This window comes from Aquimarina longa SW024 (assembly GCF_001401755.1).
Taxonomy (GTDB): domain Bacteria; phylum Bacteroidota; class Bacteroidia; order Flavobacteriales; family Flavobacteriaceae; genus Aquimarina; species Aquimarina longa.
Window position 1 is genome coordinate 14,986 of sequence record NZ_AVQK01000030.1, and the last position, 16,137, is coordinate 31,122.

Annotated in this window: 15 protein-coding genes; 9 read left to right on the forward strand and 6 right to left on the reverse strand. The window is 31.4% G+C overall.

The features are described 5' to 3' along the window. Nucleotides 1–215: 215 nt before the first annotated feature. The 6 genes from N456_RS07395 to N456_RS07420 all read left to right on the forward strand — a co-directional run bounded on the left by N456_RS07395 (nt 216) and on the right by N456_RS07420 (nt 4,816). Entirely contained in the window at nt 216–767 is a 552-nt protein-coding gene (locus N456_RS07395; protein WP_205410256.1) for a TetR/AcrR family transcriptional regulator, read from the forward strand. A gap of 50 nt (nt 768–817) precedes the next feature. Then, nucleotides 818–1,231, forward strand: a complete 414-nt coding sequence (locus tag N456_RS07400; RefSeq protein ID WP_062055484.1) for a hypothetical protein — start codon at nt 818–820, stop codon at nt 1,229–1,231. A gap of 519 nt (nt 1,232–1,750) precedes the next feature. Beyond that, entirely contained in the window at nt 1,751–2,950 is a 1,200-nt protein-coding gene (locus tag N456_RS07405; protein WP_062055486.1) for a serine hydrolase domain-containing protein, read from the forward strand. 96 nt (nt 2,951–3,046) lie between these two features. Continuing rightward, the gene (locus tag N456_RS07410; RefSeq protein WP_062055488.1) at nt 3,047–3,616 is read left to right on the forward strand and encodes a Crp/Fnr family transcriptional regulator; all 570 of its coding nucleotides are present in this window, start codon (nt 3,047–3,049) and stop codon (nt 3,614–3,616) included. Between the two features lie 79 nt (nt 3,617–3,695). Then, nucleotides 3,696–4,064: an NAD(P)/FAD-dependent oxidoreductase gene (locus N456_RS07415; RefSeq protein WP_062055490.1), complete on the forward strand. Its 369-nt coding sequence runs from the start codon at nt 3,696–3,698 to the stop codon at nt 4,062–4,064. Continuing rightward, a complete protein-coding gene (locus N456_RS07420) occupies nt 4,061–4,816 on the forward strand; it encodes a DJ-1/PfpI family protein (RefSeq protein ID WP_062055558.1) in 756 nt (251 codons plus the stop codon). Before N456_RS07415 ends, N456_RS07420 begins: the two co-directional genes overlap by 4 nt. Before the next feature lie 133 nt (nt 4,817–4,949). Here the strand turns inward: N456_RS07420 and N456_RS07425 are convergent, their stop codons facing one another. The 4 genes from N456_RS07425 to yiaA all read right to left on the reverse strand — a co-directional run bounded on the left by N456_RS07425 (nt 4,950) and on the right by yiaA (nt 9,097). Continuing rightward, a complete protein-coding gene (locus N456_RS07425; RefSeq protein ID WP_062055492.1) occupies nt 4,950–5,855 on the reverse strand; it encodes a DUF6999 family protein in 906 nt (301 codons plus the stop codon). Nucleotides 5,856–5,871: 16 nt separating this feature from the next. Beyond that, nucleotides 5,872–7,722: a beta-ketoacyl-ACP synthase III gene (locus N456_RS07430; RefSeq protein ID WP_062055493.1), complete on the reverse strand. Its 1,851-nt coding sequence runs from the start codon at nt 7,720–7,722 to the stop codon at nt 5,872–5,874. A gap of 4 nt (nt 7,723–7,726) precedes the next feature. Continuing rightward, complete coding sequence (locus N456_RS07435) at nt 7,727–8,467, reverse strand: sterol desaturase family protein (protein ID WP_082422473.1); 741 nt, start codon at nt 8,465–8,467, stop codon at nt 7,727–7,729. Nucleotides 8,468–8,629: 162 nt separating this feature from the next. Then, nucleotides 8,630–9,097 carry an inner membrane protein YiaA gene (yiaA, locus tag N456_RS07440; RefSeq protein ID WP_062055496.1) on the reverse strand — a complete coding sequence of 156 codons (468 nt, stop codon included), beginning with the start codon at nt 9,095–9,097 and terminating at the stop codon, nt 8,630–8,632. A 179-nt stretch (nt 9,098–9,276) separates the two neighbouring features. Here yiaA and N456_RS07445 point away from each other — a divergent pair, with 179 nt between their 5' ends. From N456_RS07445 to N456_RS07455, 3 genes are all read left to right on the forward strand, one after another. Beyond that, nucleotides 9,277–10,764: a hypothetical protein gene (locus N456_RS07445; RefSeq protein WP_062055497.1), complete on the forward strand. Its 1,488-nt coding sequence runs from the start codon at nt 9,277–9,279 to the stop codon at nt 10,762–10,764. Nucleotides 10,765–11,482: 718 nt separating this feature from the next. Beyond that, a complete protein-coding gene (locus N456_RS07450; protein ID WP_062055499.1) occupies nt 11,483–13,981 on the forward strand; it encodes a zinc-dependent metalloprotease in 2,499 nt (832 codons plus the stop codon). Between the two features lie 204 nt (nt 13,982–14,185). Continuing rightward, complete coding sequence (locus tag N456_RS07455) at nt 14,186–14,845, forward strand: hypothetical protein (RefSeq protein WP_062055501.1); 660 nt, start codon at nt 14,186–14,188, stop codon at nt 14,843–14,845. Nucleotides 14,846–14,943: 98 nt separating this feature from the next. On the opposite strand, the gene N456_RS07460 is transcribed toward N456_RS07455, so the two are convergent. Both N456_RS07460 and N456_RS07465 read right to left on the reverse strand, forming a co-directional pair. Further along, the gene (locus N456_RS07460; RefSeq protein WP_148639230.1) at nt 14,944–15,879 is read right to left on the reverse strand and encodes an IS3 family transposase; all 936 of its coding nucleotides are present in this window, start codon (nt 15,877–15,879) and stop codon (nt 14,944–14,946) included. Next, nucleotides 15,807–16,112 carry a transposase gene (locus tag N456_RS07465; protein WP_033566529.1) on the reverse strand — a complete coding sequence of 102 codons (306 nt, stop codon included), beginning with the start codon at nt 16,110–16,112 and terminating at the stop codon, nt 15,807–15,809. Before N456_RS07465 ends, N456_RS07460 begins: the two co-directional genes overlap by 73 nt. Between the last annotated feature and the right edge of the window lie 25 nt (nt 16,113–16,137).

The window sequence follows — 16,137 nt, forward strand, 5'->3', positions numbered from 1 at the left end:
AAAGAAATGAAAAGAATTATAGCAACAATTTTCATACAATAGTAATGGTTTAGTTGGCGAGTACCATTGTAAAAGAAAACTTAGACTTATCAAAAGAATTAAAAAACAAATCGATAAATTTAACTTAAAACCTGACGATTTAGGTTTTACTAACAATCTAATAACCAATAAACAAAATTGACTTTAGTCAGAATTTGAACAAAACAAACGGCATAATGAAAAAACAGAGTTTATGGATAACGACAGGTTACAAAATATGCTCTGTCTATGGTTTTAGTGGACTAAAAGTAGAACAACTTGCAAGAACGGTTGGAATTAACAAATCCTCATTTTATCACTATTTTGCAGATCTTGAATGCTTTATTGCTGACCTTTTAGATTATCATTTTGAAAGATGTAGAGTGCTCGCTAAAAAAGAAAAAGAATGTATACAACTACACCCAGATTTGATTAATATCTTGATTGAGCACAAAACCGATTTATTGTTTCACCGTCAACTAAGAATTAATCGCAAAAATATCCGAATTAAAGAAGCTCTTGAAAAATCTAACTACATACTTGGAAATTACGCCGTAATGCTTTGGGCGAAAGATATAAATCATAATCTATCGCAAACCCAGTTAGAAGGGGTGTTTAAAATTGCTACTGATGATTTTTATATGCGAATTAATGAGGAAAATCTTAATCGTGAATACCTTATCAATTACTTCAATGATTTAGGACAAGTGACAAAACAAATTGTAGGACAATTGCACGCTACCGACTAAAATTTTAATGTTCTCATTGATAACTTTGTTTAAAACAAAATATCAATAGTATGACAAAACAAATTCATAAAACATGGCTTAAAACCTCTGCCATAGCCATTTCAGTTTACGCGCTACTTTTCTCAATTGGCTCAGTAAAATTATTTAGAAAACCTATTGAAGTAGTTTTAGACCTTTCAGAATGGCCACTCGACAGACTTCAGAATTATGATGCCTCAACTACAATCTTCCTTTCAGCAATTTTAGGTGGAGTAATGTTTGGATGGGCAGTCCTGATTTGGTTTTTATCAGACATTTACGAACGAGAACCTGAACCGATTAGGAAAGCCGTCGTGATTAGTTTAATAACTTGGTTCGTAATCGATAGTTTGAGTTGCATACTTTCAGGAAATATAAGCAATTCAATAACAAACATTGCTCTAATTCTAATTTTAGTTGGACCATTGTGGAAAAAAGCGGAATAAGTAAAAACTACCGTCAACACGCTGTATAAGCAATAGCGGTTTGGGTACTATCCCAAATCGTTTTTTCATTTAATTGAAGTATATTGTTATCCAAAAAGTAGTTCCTTGTAATCCATTACTATTCCTATACGAGACTGTTGTAGGGCATTAAACCAAACCACAATCCAAGAGAATGCATTTAAAAGAATTTGATTCTCAACAAATTAAAAATTCATCCATAACAGAATCAATAGACATCTTCTCTGATTAGTGAATTACTGATCTAAGTGTCTGAAAATAATCATGTTATTGGATGTGTATATTGGCGGGTTTGAAAGGGAAATATATTGCTATTGAACATATTGGAAATAGTATTTGGAAAGTATTTTATAGAAATGTATTTTTAGGTTTCTTTGATTAAAGAAATCTGATAAAGAATCAACAAGAATAGAAACTAATTTAGTGTAAACTCTAATCTTTAACTTGTGTAAACCATGTCCCTTAACGAACAGTACACTCAATATAAAGTTTATAAATCAAATGAGAAAACTAAGTACCTTAATACTATTGAATATTTTATTATATCAAGGCTATAGCCAAACAAATGATTCGATTACTAAAAAACTAACTAAAGAATTAGAACAGATTTATTCACAAGACCATATTAATGGTTTCTCTGTTGCTATTGTCAATCAGGGTGGAATATTATTCAAAAAAGGTCTAGGATATTCTAATCGAAAGAGTAGCAAAAAATATACAGAAAATACTATTCAGAATATTGCTTCTATTTCTAAAACCTTTATTGGTATTGCATTGTTAAAAGCTCAAGAATTAGGTAAGCTAAATTTAGATGAACCCATAAACAAATATTTACCTTTTAAAGTAATCAACCCAAATTTTTCAAACACACCAATAACCATCCGACAATTAGCAACACATACCTCAAGTATAAAAGACCCATCGAGATACGAAAAGAATGGATACGTTTTAAGAAAAAAAAATAATGGAATAACTAAAGTAAATAGCAACTTCCGTAATCCTGATGAGATGATGACTTATGATGTATTTTTAAAAAACATTTTATATAGAGGAGGGAAGTGGTACAAAAAGAATGCTTTTCTAAAAAAAGAACCAGGAACAACTTTTGAGTACTCAAATATTGCTGCTGGATTAGCTGCTTTTGTGATAGAAAATGCAACTGGAGAATCTTTTAATAAATTTACAAAAAAGTATATTTTTAAACCATTAGAAATGTCTAATTCTGGTTGGTTTTTAAACGAAATAAACTTATTAAACTACTCAAAACTTTATTCGAATAAAAAAACCGAATTAGCCCCTTACCAATTAGTTAATTATCCCGACGGAGGTTTGATTACTTCATCGAATGATTTAGGAAAATACCTTACTGAATTAATTTCTGGTTATAATGGAAATGGAAAAATCCTAACTAGCGAGAGCTATAAAAAATTATTTAAAGCCTATTTGACAGATAAAAATTATAAAGAAAGAAATAATGGAGTTTATAATGATGAATATAATATGGGGCTTTTTATGGGGATTTCAGCACAAGGACAAATAGGCCATACAGGAGGAGACCCAGGAGTAGCAGCTTATATGTTTTTTAATACCAAAACGAAAATAGGTAAAATTCTTATCGTAAACACTGACCTTGAAAAAGACGGGATAAAAGAATTTATTGAAATATGGAAAAAGCTGGAGGAATATGAGAACAAACTATAGCCAGCTGGTAACAAGGACTATAATTAATACTGGTTTTGATGCTTAAACCCAAGCTTAGTGTATTAATACCTGAGACATTGGAGATAATTTATACAAATGACTAATAGTATATTAATAAATCATATAAAAACTTATGTAACCTTTTCAGAAGAAGAATTATCTGAAATCGTACTCTTTTTTGATTACCATTCTTATCATAAAAAAGAGACATTGCTTCTTGCTGGAAAACAATGTAACAAGTTGTTTTTTGTTCTAAAAGGGTGCTTGCAATTATATTTCATTGATAATTTAGGAAACCAAAAAACCTCACAATTTGCTATAGAGCATTGGTGGTTAACCGATTTTTTAGCATTTCAAAACCAAAATCAATCTAATTTTTACATTGAAACAGTCGAGAATTCAAAAATCGTATCAATCTCTTTTTCTAAATATCAAGAGCTATTAGATACATTCCCTAAAATGGAAAAATATTTTAGGACTATTTACGAAACGGCTTATGGTGCTGCATTAATGCGTTTTAAATATATAAACAGCTTTTCTAAAGAAGAACTATTTTTTAGGTTTCGAGATAATTTTCCAGAATTTGTACAACGTGTGCCACAATATCTTTTAGCAAGTTTTCTTGGTTTGACTCCAGAATATTTGAGCGAAATTAAAAGAAAATAACTTTCTTAAACCAGTTTAATTTTTACTACAATTGATTTACTCACCTTTGTTTTATATTAAACAAAGGGTAAACTTAATTATGAAAAGCATTAAAAAGCTTGTTGTAATCAGAGGAAGTTTTGCAGGTTTGGAACTTATAAAAAGATTAGGTAATCCTACAGATTACCAGATTGTTTTGGTTAACAGTAACAACTATAATTTCTTTCCACCTTTAATCTATCAGAGATCCACAAGTTTTATCAAACGATCAGCAATAAGTTATCCGTTTCAGAAAATCCAACAAAAATTAAAAACCATTCATTTTTGGCTTGATTCTATTGAAAAAATTATTCCTGAAGAAAACAAAATAAGAACGCTAAACAACTGGCTAGATTATTACATATATAAAGCCTCCTATTTTAGAATGATAATTCAACCGAAAGAAATAATAAATAAAACATGGATATGAAAAATTTAAAGAATATTACAACACTATTATTGGTTACTATTTTTATTAGCTGTACTACCAAAAAATCAAAAACCAACCTTAAGATTAATCATAACAGTCACGTAGAAGTGCAATCTGACACACTAACAAAACATTTAAAACCGTTTAAATCAGAATTACCAACAATAGGTCTTCTTATGTTTAATGGTGTTTTGCAAGGAGAAGTCATAGCAACATCAGACGTTTTTGGGAAACCAAATGAAAACGGAAACCAACTTTTTAATGTAATAACCGTAGCAGAAACAGAAAACCCAATCACAACCGAAGAAGGCATGAGATTTATTCCTGACTACACTTTTAAGAATTGCCCAAAATTAACCGCTTTATTTGTTCCTAGCGGTTATGATATGTACGCACAAGTCCATAATAAGCAAATGATAGATTTTATTAAAAAGAAAAACAAAGAAACCAAATATATAGTAAGTAATTGTGCAGGTGCACAACTTATTGGAAAGTCAGGAATTGCAGACGGGCATAAAATCGTTACCTATATTGGCGGTGGAAAACAGTTACAGAAACAGTACCCTAATTTAAAAGTTCAAAATGATAGTTTGGTAACCTTTGTTGAAGACGGAAAATTTAGTTCATCAAATGGAAACTTAACAAGCTACATTTCTGCCCTGAATTTAGTAGAAAAAATGACTAGTACTGAACATAGGAAATTTATCGAAAAATATTTATACATAGATCGACTTCAAAATTGGAAAAAATAAATACTTACCAACAATGGGAACTGTTCTTATATCAAAAAAACCTATAAATAAAGGATAAAAAACGCAGTATTTGCCCCTCTTTAATTAAATGAACTACCCCGTTGCAAACAGACGGGGTAGTTTATAATAATTCTTATACAGGTTCTTTTTTTGGAACCATAATCCCATCACTAGCATCCTTTTTTTTAATAGTAACTAAGACCTCATGTAATGTTTCTGCTGCCAAACCATGTAATACCAGATGATATGCCGCAGAATAAGTGCTTCTGGGCACCATAGGATGCTTGTTGTTTACTAATCCTAAATGTCCTGGGGTTCCTAGTATTTGAGAAACATAAACCGCAATAGTTTCATCTAGTTGTAAGGAGTTAGAAGCTCTAACAAAATCATTAGCAGTTAAAAAAAGTTGATAAAAAGGAGTAAAAAGCTCTATCGCTGATCTCAAATCTAAAATATTAGTCCACTTATTAGGAAACTCAATATGATCAAACTGATCTTCAGAAATCATCGTTGTATTTAACGTTTCAACATAACTAATAATCGCTCCTTTTTCCTTTAACTCACTGTTTAGATTAATGACAAAGTTGAATAAATTAAGGTCGTGATTAAGAAATAAATCATCCTTTACATCATCAAAATTTTTTGGCGTTAAAGGGCTTGTTTTTACATCAACTCCTTTAATATTTCCTGCGATGAATTGTAAAATTTCGCTTCCTACATGAAAATGTCTAAATATAAGCAAGTTTGCATTTGGGCTAACAAAATGCTTAAGACCCCATGCCAAAATAGTATGTAAAAACTTAGATGAGTTAAACAGTTTGGGGAAGAAAAATTTTAATACATGAATAAAAAACATGGTGATTTTTGACCAAAAAACAAGTAAAGGGCGTAAATATTTAGCAGATCTAGAGTCATTATCAGACATCAAAGCTCTTTTTGTAGTATCATTAATAGGGATACTGTTATCTAAGTACAAGGCTAACCATGGATTAGGATCTCTACTGTCGTGCTGGGCGATTTCGAATATATCTTTTTTCATCGGTTTACTGTATTAATTAATAATTACCTAGTTCTTTTAATTGTATCTCGTATAAAAGCGCTGTTGTTTTTGCTGTTTTTACAATGCTCTTAGCCAAGTCCATATGCATTAAAGGGTGGTTTAATGCTTTTTCTAAATTTTCGAAATGTTTTTCGTCTGCAATACCATGATATGTAAAGAAAGAAACCTGATTATCATCTAAGTTTAGCTGATCTTTGATCATAGCCCCCCAATACGCTGCAAGTCGTTTACCAATCCCTTCTATAATAAACATCGCCCCCAAAAGATCTATCGGATTAGGCTTACTAGCTTGTTGAAACATAAAAGAAGAAAGCCCTAAACTGCCTATGTTTTTTTCTCCAGAATGCATCTTTGAGATATCTTCTCCAAGGTTTTTAAAGTTTTCTTCCAGCATTTGATAATCCTTATGCTCTGCCGCAGTATGTTTTATAAAAGCAGAGCGAAGGTCAAATAACTCGATATCAATAGTAGAAGCAGCTCTAGATATCCACTGAGACCCATCAATAACCTGCTGTCTTAAATCTATTAAAAGCAATTTATAATCTTCTATGCTCAATGTTTTGTTATGTATCTTCTCTACGATAGGCACTTTTAACAAGCTACTTTCAAAATCTATCCAAACTCGAGAAAGGTTTCTAACCAACCACTGTGATACGTTATCAGAATTGATATTAAGTTCTGGAGCTTTAATTTCTCTAATCGGATACCCTTCTTTTTCGGTATCATGCTGCCCCACGACAGTTAACTTCATAAACGAGGTGATAAATCGACCACTTTCGGGAACCATACATAATATGGATTGCCCTTCTTTTAATGCCCCAGAATACATTAGCTCTTCTAACATTATAAATAGTGATGCTGCACCAGTATTTCCCTTACTTGTAAGATTACTAAACCATTTTTCTTCTGCAATTTTTCCTCCCCCTTTTTCCATCAGCTCTTTTATAGGTTTCTTAAAATATTCTGAAGAGTAATGACAACATAACCAATCAATATCATCTGGGATAATCATTCCTTTATCAATCAGCTCAAAATAATGCCCTACTCCAGTTTGTACCACCTTAGTAAGCAATCGAACATCCTGTTTAAGATTAATAGCGCCAGCTTTTGATGCAGATTCATAAGTAGGATAATCTAACCAAGTAAGGTCTGATTCATTTTTATTATCATTTTTACCCGTATACATACAAACAGGAAATGTATTAGCATGTGATTTAATATCAACCCATTCTATTTTTAAAGAAATTCCTTTTGTACTCTTCTTATTTTCTAATACTAATGCTCCAGCTCCATCAGATAGCATCCATCGCAAAAATTCGGTATCAAAAGGAACAGATTTTATCTTTTGAGCCTCAAATCTAGAAGCTTTAAAAAGTCTACTGGCAAATTCACTCCCTACACAGACTGCATTTTGTTTTTCCTCTCCTTTTATTTGCACATACGCATTTTTTAAAGCCATCATACTACTGGCACACACGCTCTGAAAACTCGCTACCTCGCAAGTTCCCCAATCTAACCCTCCATGTACCATACTTGCAAACCCAGGTACCGGTAAATCTCCCTGAGTTGTTCCTGTGGATAGTAGTTCTATTTCTTTATGATTAAGAGTACTTTTGGAGATCGCTTGCTCAATAGCTTTTACTGCCAATTGCGCATTAGAGTGTGTACTTTCTTGCTTAGTATTCATCGCAAAATAGCGTTGCTTGATCCCATTTTGCTTTAAAATACGATCTTTTACCGTACTCTTTTGCCCGTTAATCTTTCCTAAATACTGTTCTATTTGATCATTAGAAACCGGTTCGTTTGGTAAATAAATACCAGAACTTGTTATATATACATTTTTCATTTATTTATTTTTTAGATCGCCATCGTTGGCTTATGTTATCACTTAATTTATCTAAGACATCAGAAGCAAATCCATAACTTTTTTTGAAGCTACTATGATGTGCATTATGTCGAGTACCAAATAATTTCCAATCAGCTCCATTTCCTTTTCCGAATCTGTAATTACAATGCCCTGAGTAATTTAATAGTATACTCACTAAAGGATATAGAAAAACAGCCATTGGAGAAAATGACAAAAAAGGAAGTATTGTAATAGGAACTGTACTTAATAATAAGGCTTCAAACCAATGAAAACTATATACAGAATACACTGTTGGAGTCACAGACTTATGGTGTATTCTATGTACATATTTCATAAAAAATGGAATGTGCATAATCCGATGAATTACAAAAAAATGAACTTCATTCCATATGGTTAGCAATACTATACCTACTACACTATTGATAAACGTATCCGGAAGAAATATGATACGATTTATTCTCACTAAATACAATATCGGAAGTATCGAAAAACCAAAAATAAAAATTGACTTTAAGGAATGTATTTGTTCCATTTTCTTTTGTCTTTTTGTAACTTCCTTTATACTAATTTTATGCAATACCCCCTTATGTTCTAACCATATACATACCTTATTAAATATAGGAGCAATACCATAATACAGAAGAAAAAAATATAGGACTGTAAGCCCATAAAGCTGTATATAGGAATACTCATAAATAATGATATGAACCAGTTTTGTAATCATTTCCTTTTCTTTTGTATGAACTATTTAACTCTAGTTTATGATAGCCTAACTTTTTTAGACATAATAATGAATACAAAAAGGCAGTCGCAATACTACGACTGCCTTTTCTAATCATCAAAACAAGAGATCTTAAGCCCCCCACCTAAGACCTCTCCTTTTGATTTACTCATCACTATTTTCTATAAACCTCTTATCCCTTGTATTTTTTTGTACTGCAATGGCAGCGAATAGACTTAAGGTAAAAGACATTCCATAGAATCCTTTTTCACTAAGCTCTAGATTGGCGTTCCATAAACCAATAATGAGTAATAAAATAGAAATAAGTGTTGTAAACCAACTGATCCCATAATACATATCCGTTACAGGAATATCTTCTAATCTATCCCTCACACTTTTTTGTACAGATACTGCGGAGAACAATCCAAATAGTAGGATTGTAAAATAATACCCTTTTTCATTAAGTAACATACCCGCATTCCATAATCCGATACAATAAGACACCATCCCTATAAACAGTGCAGCCCATGATGCTGATATAAAAGCCGGAGTTGGCTTTTGGTCATATACTTTTTTTTCTACATTTTCGATTGTTGTATTCTCAGATACATCGCTATTAGAATTGTAATTCATGATAATTGATTTTGATGATTAAATAAAAATTCAATTGTTTGTTTTGAACAGTACAAATATGCAGTGATCTACTCTGATACAAAATTCAATTTATTAAAAAAACTTACGATATATTTTAGTTAAAAAATGAATTATAGTAACAATTATAGTATTTTTACTTAAAATATACTTACTATATAATGAGTACTATTTCTGCTATAATACAGACATTATCTGATGAAGAAAAACGAAGCTTTGTTGCCTTGCTTCGTCAAAAGAACAAAAGAAATGATACCAAAAACATTCAGCTTTTTAAACTTCTTGATACGACAGCAGTCGGTAAAGATTTAGATATCCAGATTTACGGAAAAAAGTCTAAAGGAGCATACCATGCATTGAGCAAAAGACTACATGATACTTTAATTGATTTTATTGCTTCTAAAAGCTTTGAAGAAGAAACTTCTGAAGAAATGGAAACGATTAGATTGCTAAGAGTTAGCAGAATTTTTTTTGAGCAAAAACAATATAAGATTGCTTTTAAAACCATTACCAAAGCAGAACAAAAGGCAAAAACATATGCCCTTTTTAGTATTCTCAATGAAATTTACTACACCCTGATTCAATACGCACATCTTAACCCTGCCTTAGCACTAGATGTATTACTTATCAATTTTAAAAACAATAAAGAATCCCTGCAACAAGAAGAAAATCTAAACCTATTTTATGCCACTGTACAACATGAACTTATGCAACAAAAAAGAGATGTTGTACCTGTTATAAAAAATAGTTTATCAAAGTTTGGGATATCGATCACACAGGATCTTACCTTTAGATCATTATTTAAAATCCTTGAAATCACTAACAAAACAGCTCAGGTAACCCGAGAGTATCATACCATACTCCCGTTTGTAGAAGAAACCTATTTGCAGATTGATATTAAAGAAAATGTAATCGATAAACACCTGTTTTATCATATTCAAATTTTATACTATGTAGCGAATTCTTATTTTAGAAATAAGAACTTTAAAATCTCACAACAGTATCTTGGGATAATGCTACAGCAGATGAAAAAGCATAACTATAAATATTTTAAACGTTTTTACCCTCAGTATACCTTGTTAGCATCTCTTAACCTTAATTATACCAATCATGCAACTTCCGCCATTTTGAAATTAGAAAATTTTGACTACGATAAGCATAAAGATCAAATCTCGTATGTTCTAGATTTACAACTAAGTCTTATTGTCTATTATTTTCAACAACTTCTATTTAAAAAAGCTCTTGGTATTCTTAATGATTTTTATCATAGTGATCATTGGTATACCGAAAAAGCAGGAATCGCTTGGGTGATCAAGAAAAACTTAATAGAAATTTTACTACGTATAGAGCTTGATCATATCGACTTAGTAGCGTCTAGAATGCATAGTTTTAAAAAGAAACACGGTGGATATCTAAAAAAAAATAATGAAACACGAGTATTAGAATTCCTAAAACTAGCTATCGCATATTATCATAAACCAGAAATCGCACTAACTACTGAATTTAAAAACAAAATCAAAAACACATTAATTACACTAAATCCCGAAGAAGAAGATATTTTTGAAATGAGCTTTTATGCTTGGATAAAATCTAAAATAGAAGGTACTTCTCTTTATGAAACGACATTACAACTCATAAAGCAAACATAAGAATTATTAGATTTAGATAGCAAACTACCTCGAGGCATCAGTTGTAAAATAACTTTGATTTCGAGGCAAGCTTCAGAACATTTAAATCTCGATTATCAGGTAATAAATCACCACCACGAAAAGTCTCCCAGATTTGCATACAAATTGAACAATAATGCTTAGGTCAATCTGTATTATGTAATTAAACTTTATTATTTATAGTAATTTATAAAGAATAAAATATAAATCATACTAAACTGTATATTAATCATACTAAACTGAACCTAAATCATACTAAATTGTATGTAAATCATACTAAACTTAATCTATTTCATTCTAAACTATGCTTAATCATTATATTTATAACACGTTAGTTCTTGTTAAGTATACTATCAACTCTTAGATAATATTAGACGATACGAATCTATAAGCATATCCAGTACCATTTACAAATTGAAATTACCGTAGTACCCCCTTTTTCCTTTCTAACATCATTTGCTGTTTTAATTTAGTAGAAAAGAAAACTAGATTATGATGCTAGGAAAAACAATCCCTATCAGCGTTTTCTTGATTGTAGCGTAACATCGCTATGGTAATATTAGAAAACTCAGCAAAGCGAAAGTGCTTACAGCAGTTTCTCGGTGGAACAGATTTTCTATTATATAATGCGGGTTTAACCTTACTTTCACATAAGCGTTTTTGTTATTTCATTACCTTCCGCAGATTAATATTCTATAATATGCTTAAAAATACATTCAGATTACTTCTATTTCTAGTAATCATTACAACTACTGGTTGTTCTATTCTTCAACCAAAAAAAGGAAAAAATGCTACAGCCGACGCTAATAAATCTGACAAAAACAGTGATGTCATTAAGTCTTATGATGAGGTAATCACCAAAAAGGCTAAGACTGATAAAGGTTTATTTACAGTTCATAATATCGATAATAAATATTATTATGAGATTCCTGATTCGCTTCTCAGTCGAGAAATGTTAATGGTCACCCGTATTTCCAAAACTGCTTCTGGTATTGGTTTTGGCGGAGGAAAACAAAATACACAAGTATTGCGATGGGAAAGAAAAAATAAGCAGCTATTACTTCGTGTAGTGTCTCATCAGGTATATGCATCAGATTCTTTACCAATTCATGAAGCTGTAGCAAACTCTAATTTTGAACCTGTATTGTATGCATTTCCGATCAAGGCTTTTTATAAAGACTCCACCCATACAATAAAGAATGCAACAGTAATTGAGGTAACGGATCTGTATAAAAAAGATGTAAAAGCTTTAGGGTTTCCTAGTAATAAACGAAAGCAGTATAAGATTTCTAAACTAGATGATACTCGATCTTATATCGATACCATTAGGAGTTATCCTCTGAATATAGAAGTTCGTCATGTAAAAACCTATACTGCTGCCGAACCTCCTTCTAATACTAGTACAGGATCTATCTCATTAGAGATGAGTAATTCTATGATTTTATTACCTAAAACCCCTATGAGGCGTAGATATTTTGATCAACGTGTAGGATGGTTCGCTAGAGGACAGATTGATTATGGACTAGAGGCGCAAAAGAGTAAAACAGTACGATATCTGGATCGATGGAGATTAGAAGTCAAAGATGAAGATCTTGAAAAATTTAAAAGAGGTGAGCTAGTTGTTCCCAAAAAACAAATTGTATACTATATAGATCGTGCAACTCCAAAAAAGTGGAGAAAATATATCAAACAAGGAATCGAAGATTGGCAGATTGCATTCGAGCAAGCTGGGTTTAAAAAAGCTATTATTGCCAAAGATCCTCCAACAGTAGCAGAAGACCCCGACTGGAGTCCAGAAGATATTAGGTATTCTGTAGTCCGTTATTTAGCCTCTCCTATCCCTAACGCCAATGGACCACATGTAAGTGATCCCAGATCTGGAGAAATTCTAGAAAGTGATATCAATTGGTATCATAATGTAATGTCTTTATTGCACAATTGGTTTTTTATACAAACTGCAGCGATCAATCCGCAAGCACAGACCACAGCTTTTAAAGATGAAGTGATGGGAAGATTAATTCGATTTGTTTCTGCTCACGAAGTAGGACACACCCTAGGGTTACCTCATAACATGGGAAGTAGTGTTGCCTATCCTGTAGAATCTCTCAGAGATCCTGAATTTACCAAAAAATATGGTACTGCTCCTTCGATAATGGATTATGCTAGATTTAACTACGTTGCTCAACCAGAAGATGGAGATGTCGCTTTAATGCCTAATATAGGGATCTATGATAAACATGCTATAAGATGGGGATATAGACCGATACTTACCCAGACAGCAGAAGAAGAGAAAAAGACATTAGACAGTTGGATTATCAAACATCAAGATGATCCTATGTATCGATTCGGGAAACAACAATTTGGAATAATTGACCCAAGTTCTCAAACCGAAGATCTTGGTGATGACGCTGTAAATGCTAGTACTTATGGAATCAAAAACTTAAAAAGAATCGTCCCTAATCTTATCACATGGACTGCAGAAGATGGAAAAAACTATGATGATCTAAGAAATATGTACCAACAAGTATTAGTTCAGTTTAATCGGTATATGGGGCACGTATCTTCTAATATTGGAGGGGTATATGAATATTATAAAACATATGATCAAAAAGGTGCCGTCTATTCTCATGTAACCAAAGAGAACCAAAAACGTGCCATGACATTTTTACATAAGCAATTATTTAATACGCCAGATTGGTTATTAGATAAGACAATTTTTGATAAAATAGAATCCGCAGGAAATGTAGAACGTATTCGTGATTTTCAGACAAGAACATTGAACAATTTATTAGATCATGGTCGTATGGCTCGATTAATTGAGAATGAGGCATTAAACCCTAAAGAAGCGTACACCCTACTTGATATGATGACCGAACTACGATCTGGATTATGGATCGAATTACGAAACGGTAAAACGATTGATGTATATCGTCGTAACCTACAAAGAGCCTATATTGATAGAATGGAATTTTTAATGACCAAAGATCAGCCTAAAATCCCAGAGAATATGAGGCAATTTGTAGTACGAACTACTATTAATACATCACAAAGTGATATCAGAGCAGTAGTAAGGGCTGAGTTAAATACCTTACGTAGAATAGTTAGAAATGCTATTAATAAGACATCTGATAAAATGACGCAATATCACCTACAAGATATTATAGAACGTATATCATTGATTCTGGAATTAAAAAAATAGTATCCAAAAAAAAAATCCCCTATTTAAATCACCAAATAGGGGATTTTTTTTGCATACCATATCAATCACTTTAGAGTGGCAGTAGTTTTATACTTTATTATAAATGATTTGTGCTACAAGAAACTTACGATACTCATGTGAGCATAAAAAAATAAAACTGTAAAAGAATTACTAACTTAGTTACTCACACAACAATCGAAAAAAATGAAGAAAAATCTGATTATTATCTTTATAACATGTTATAGTATCGCTTCAGCACAATATAAATTCGATTTCTCTCACTTAAGTATTTCTGAATCAAAAGTTGACACCATAAACTTCTATTATAATAAAGTGATTGAAAGTAAAGGACTAGAAAAGAAAAAAAACGAAAAACTTTTCTTTTTATCTCTACCTAATAATTATTCGGAGATGAGTGACGCTATGTATATAAATTCATCTAAAAAAATCATTGAATACGAAAAGAATAAAAACAATAAGGATTATATTCCTAAAAATAGCATTATAAATCCATGGGTAACATATCTTAGTACTATGGACTATTATGATAAAAAAGAATATTATAAAAAATACTTTAATATCTGTATTGGAGGTAGATATGGAGGCGATTATCTCAGGTCTGGTTTTGAAATTTATAAAAGGTTTTTAATCGATACAGAAGTCGCTTGTCGAGAAATGAAAAAGCTAAATGATAAGGAAATAGAAAGCATCTTTTACTTCATTTTTGATGAGTCATATCCAAAACATAACAAAAAGAACGTTTCTTTATACAATAAGATATTATTAAAAATAAAGAAATATGATATAAAATTATCTAAACTATTGGAAAATGGTTATAAAAAGGTAATTAAAAATCGGAATTAACAGTGATTCTTAAAAAAGAAAACTAGAGACCACACTAGTAACCGTTGCACAAGTCCATAGTGGACTTGCAAGATAAATTCGGACAATTTTTCTAAGACCTATGCTACATTTTTAAGTTTATAAAATTCTATTTCAACTTCTATTGGAGTTTTGTATCCCAAAGAAGAATGTAATCTTTTCCTATTATACCAGACCTCTATGTAATCAAATACAGCTGTTTTAGCTTCTTGTATTGTTTTGAAACTATGATGGTAAACAAGTTCTGCTTTTAATGTTTTAAAGAAAGATTCTGCTACTGCATTATCCCAACAATTAGCTTTTCTACTCATGGATTGGGTAATCAACTTATTAGTAGTAACAACTTTTCTAAACTCTTTACTTGCGTATTGAACCCCTCTATCAGAGTGAAAAAGTAAAGGCGCCTCTATTTTTCTTTTAGAAACTGCCATTTTCCAAGCGGGTACTATGGTTTGATCAGTAAACAAAGAAGTACTCAATGACCAACCTATCACCTGACGGTCATAAAGATCAATTAATGTTGTTAAATATAACCATCCTTTATTGGTTTTAATGTAAGTAATATCAGAGACCCAAACCTGATTTAATCTCTTGGGGTTAAACTCCCTATCCAAATGATTTTTGAATATGGGAAAACAATGATTTGAATCTGTAGTAATCTTATATTTCTTTTTTAATTTACTTCTTAACCCGTTAGATTTCATTAATCGGGAGATCCTACTTCTGGATACCTTATACCCTCTTCTAAGAAGTTCTTGTTTAATTCTAGGACTCCCATAAGTTTGTCTACTATCATAGAAGATATTTTTTATTTCCAAAGTTAATTTCTGGTCTTCTAAAACCCTATTACAAGGGCCATTACTATACCATCTATAATAACTACTTCTACTAACTTTTAGCACTTTACACATTCTCTCAATGGAATACATATGTTTATATGAAACTATGAATTGATAGATTTTCCATCGCTCTTGGAGAAAATGTGAACGGCCTTTTTTAAGATCTCTAGTTCTAATTGAGCATCTTTAAGAGCTTTACGTAACTCCTTCACTTCTTGGTTATCTATTTGAGAAGAAGGTGGTTTAGAAGCTTTTTTAGAAACTCCATCTTCACTATCTAGCTTACGCCAACGATAAATCCTATCAACTTTAACTCCTAATTCATCGGCTAATTCTTTTATGTTTTCTCGCTGATAGCTTAACCGAACAGCTTCTGATTTAAATTCTTTACTGTAAAATCGTTTCTTCATTTTTCTAAGATATTTATTTAAACAT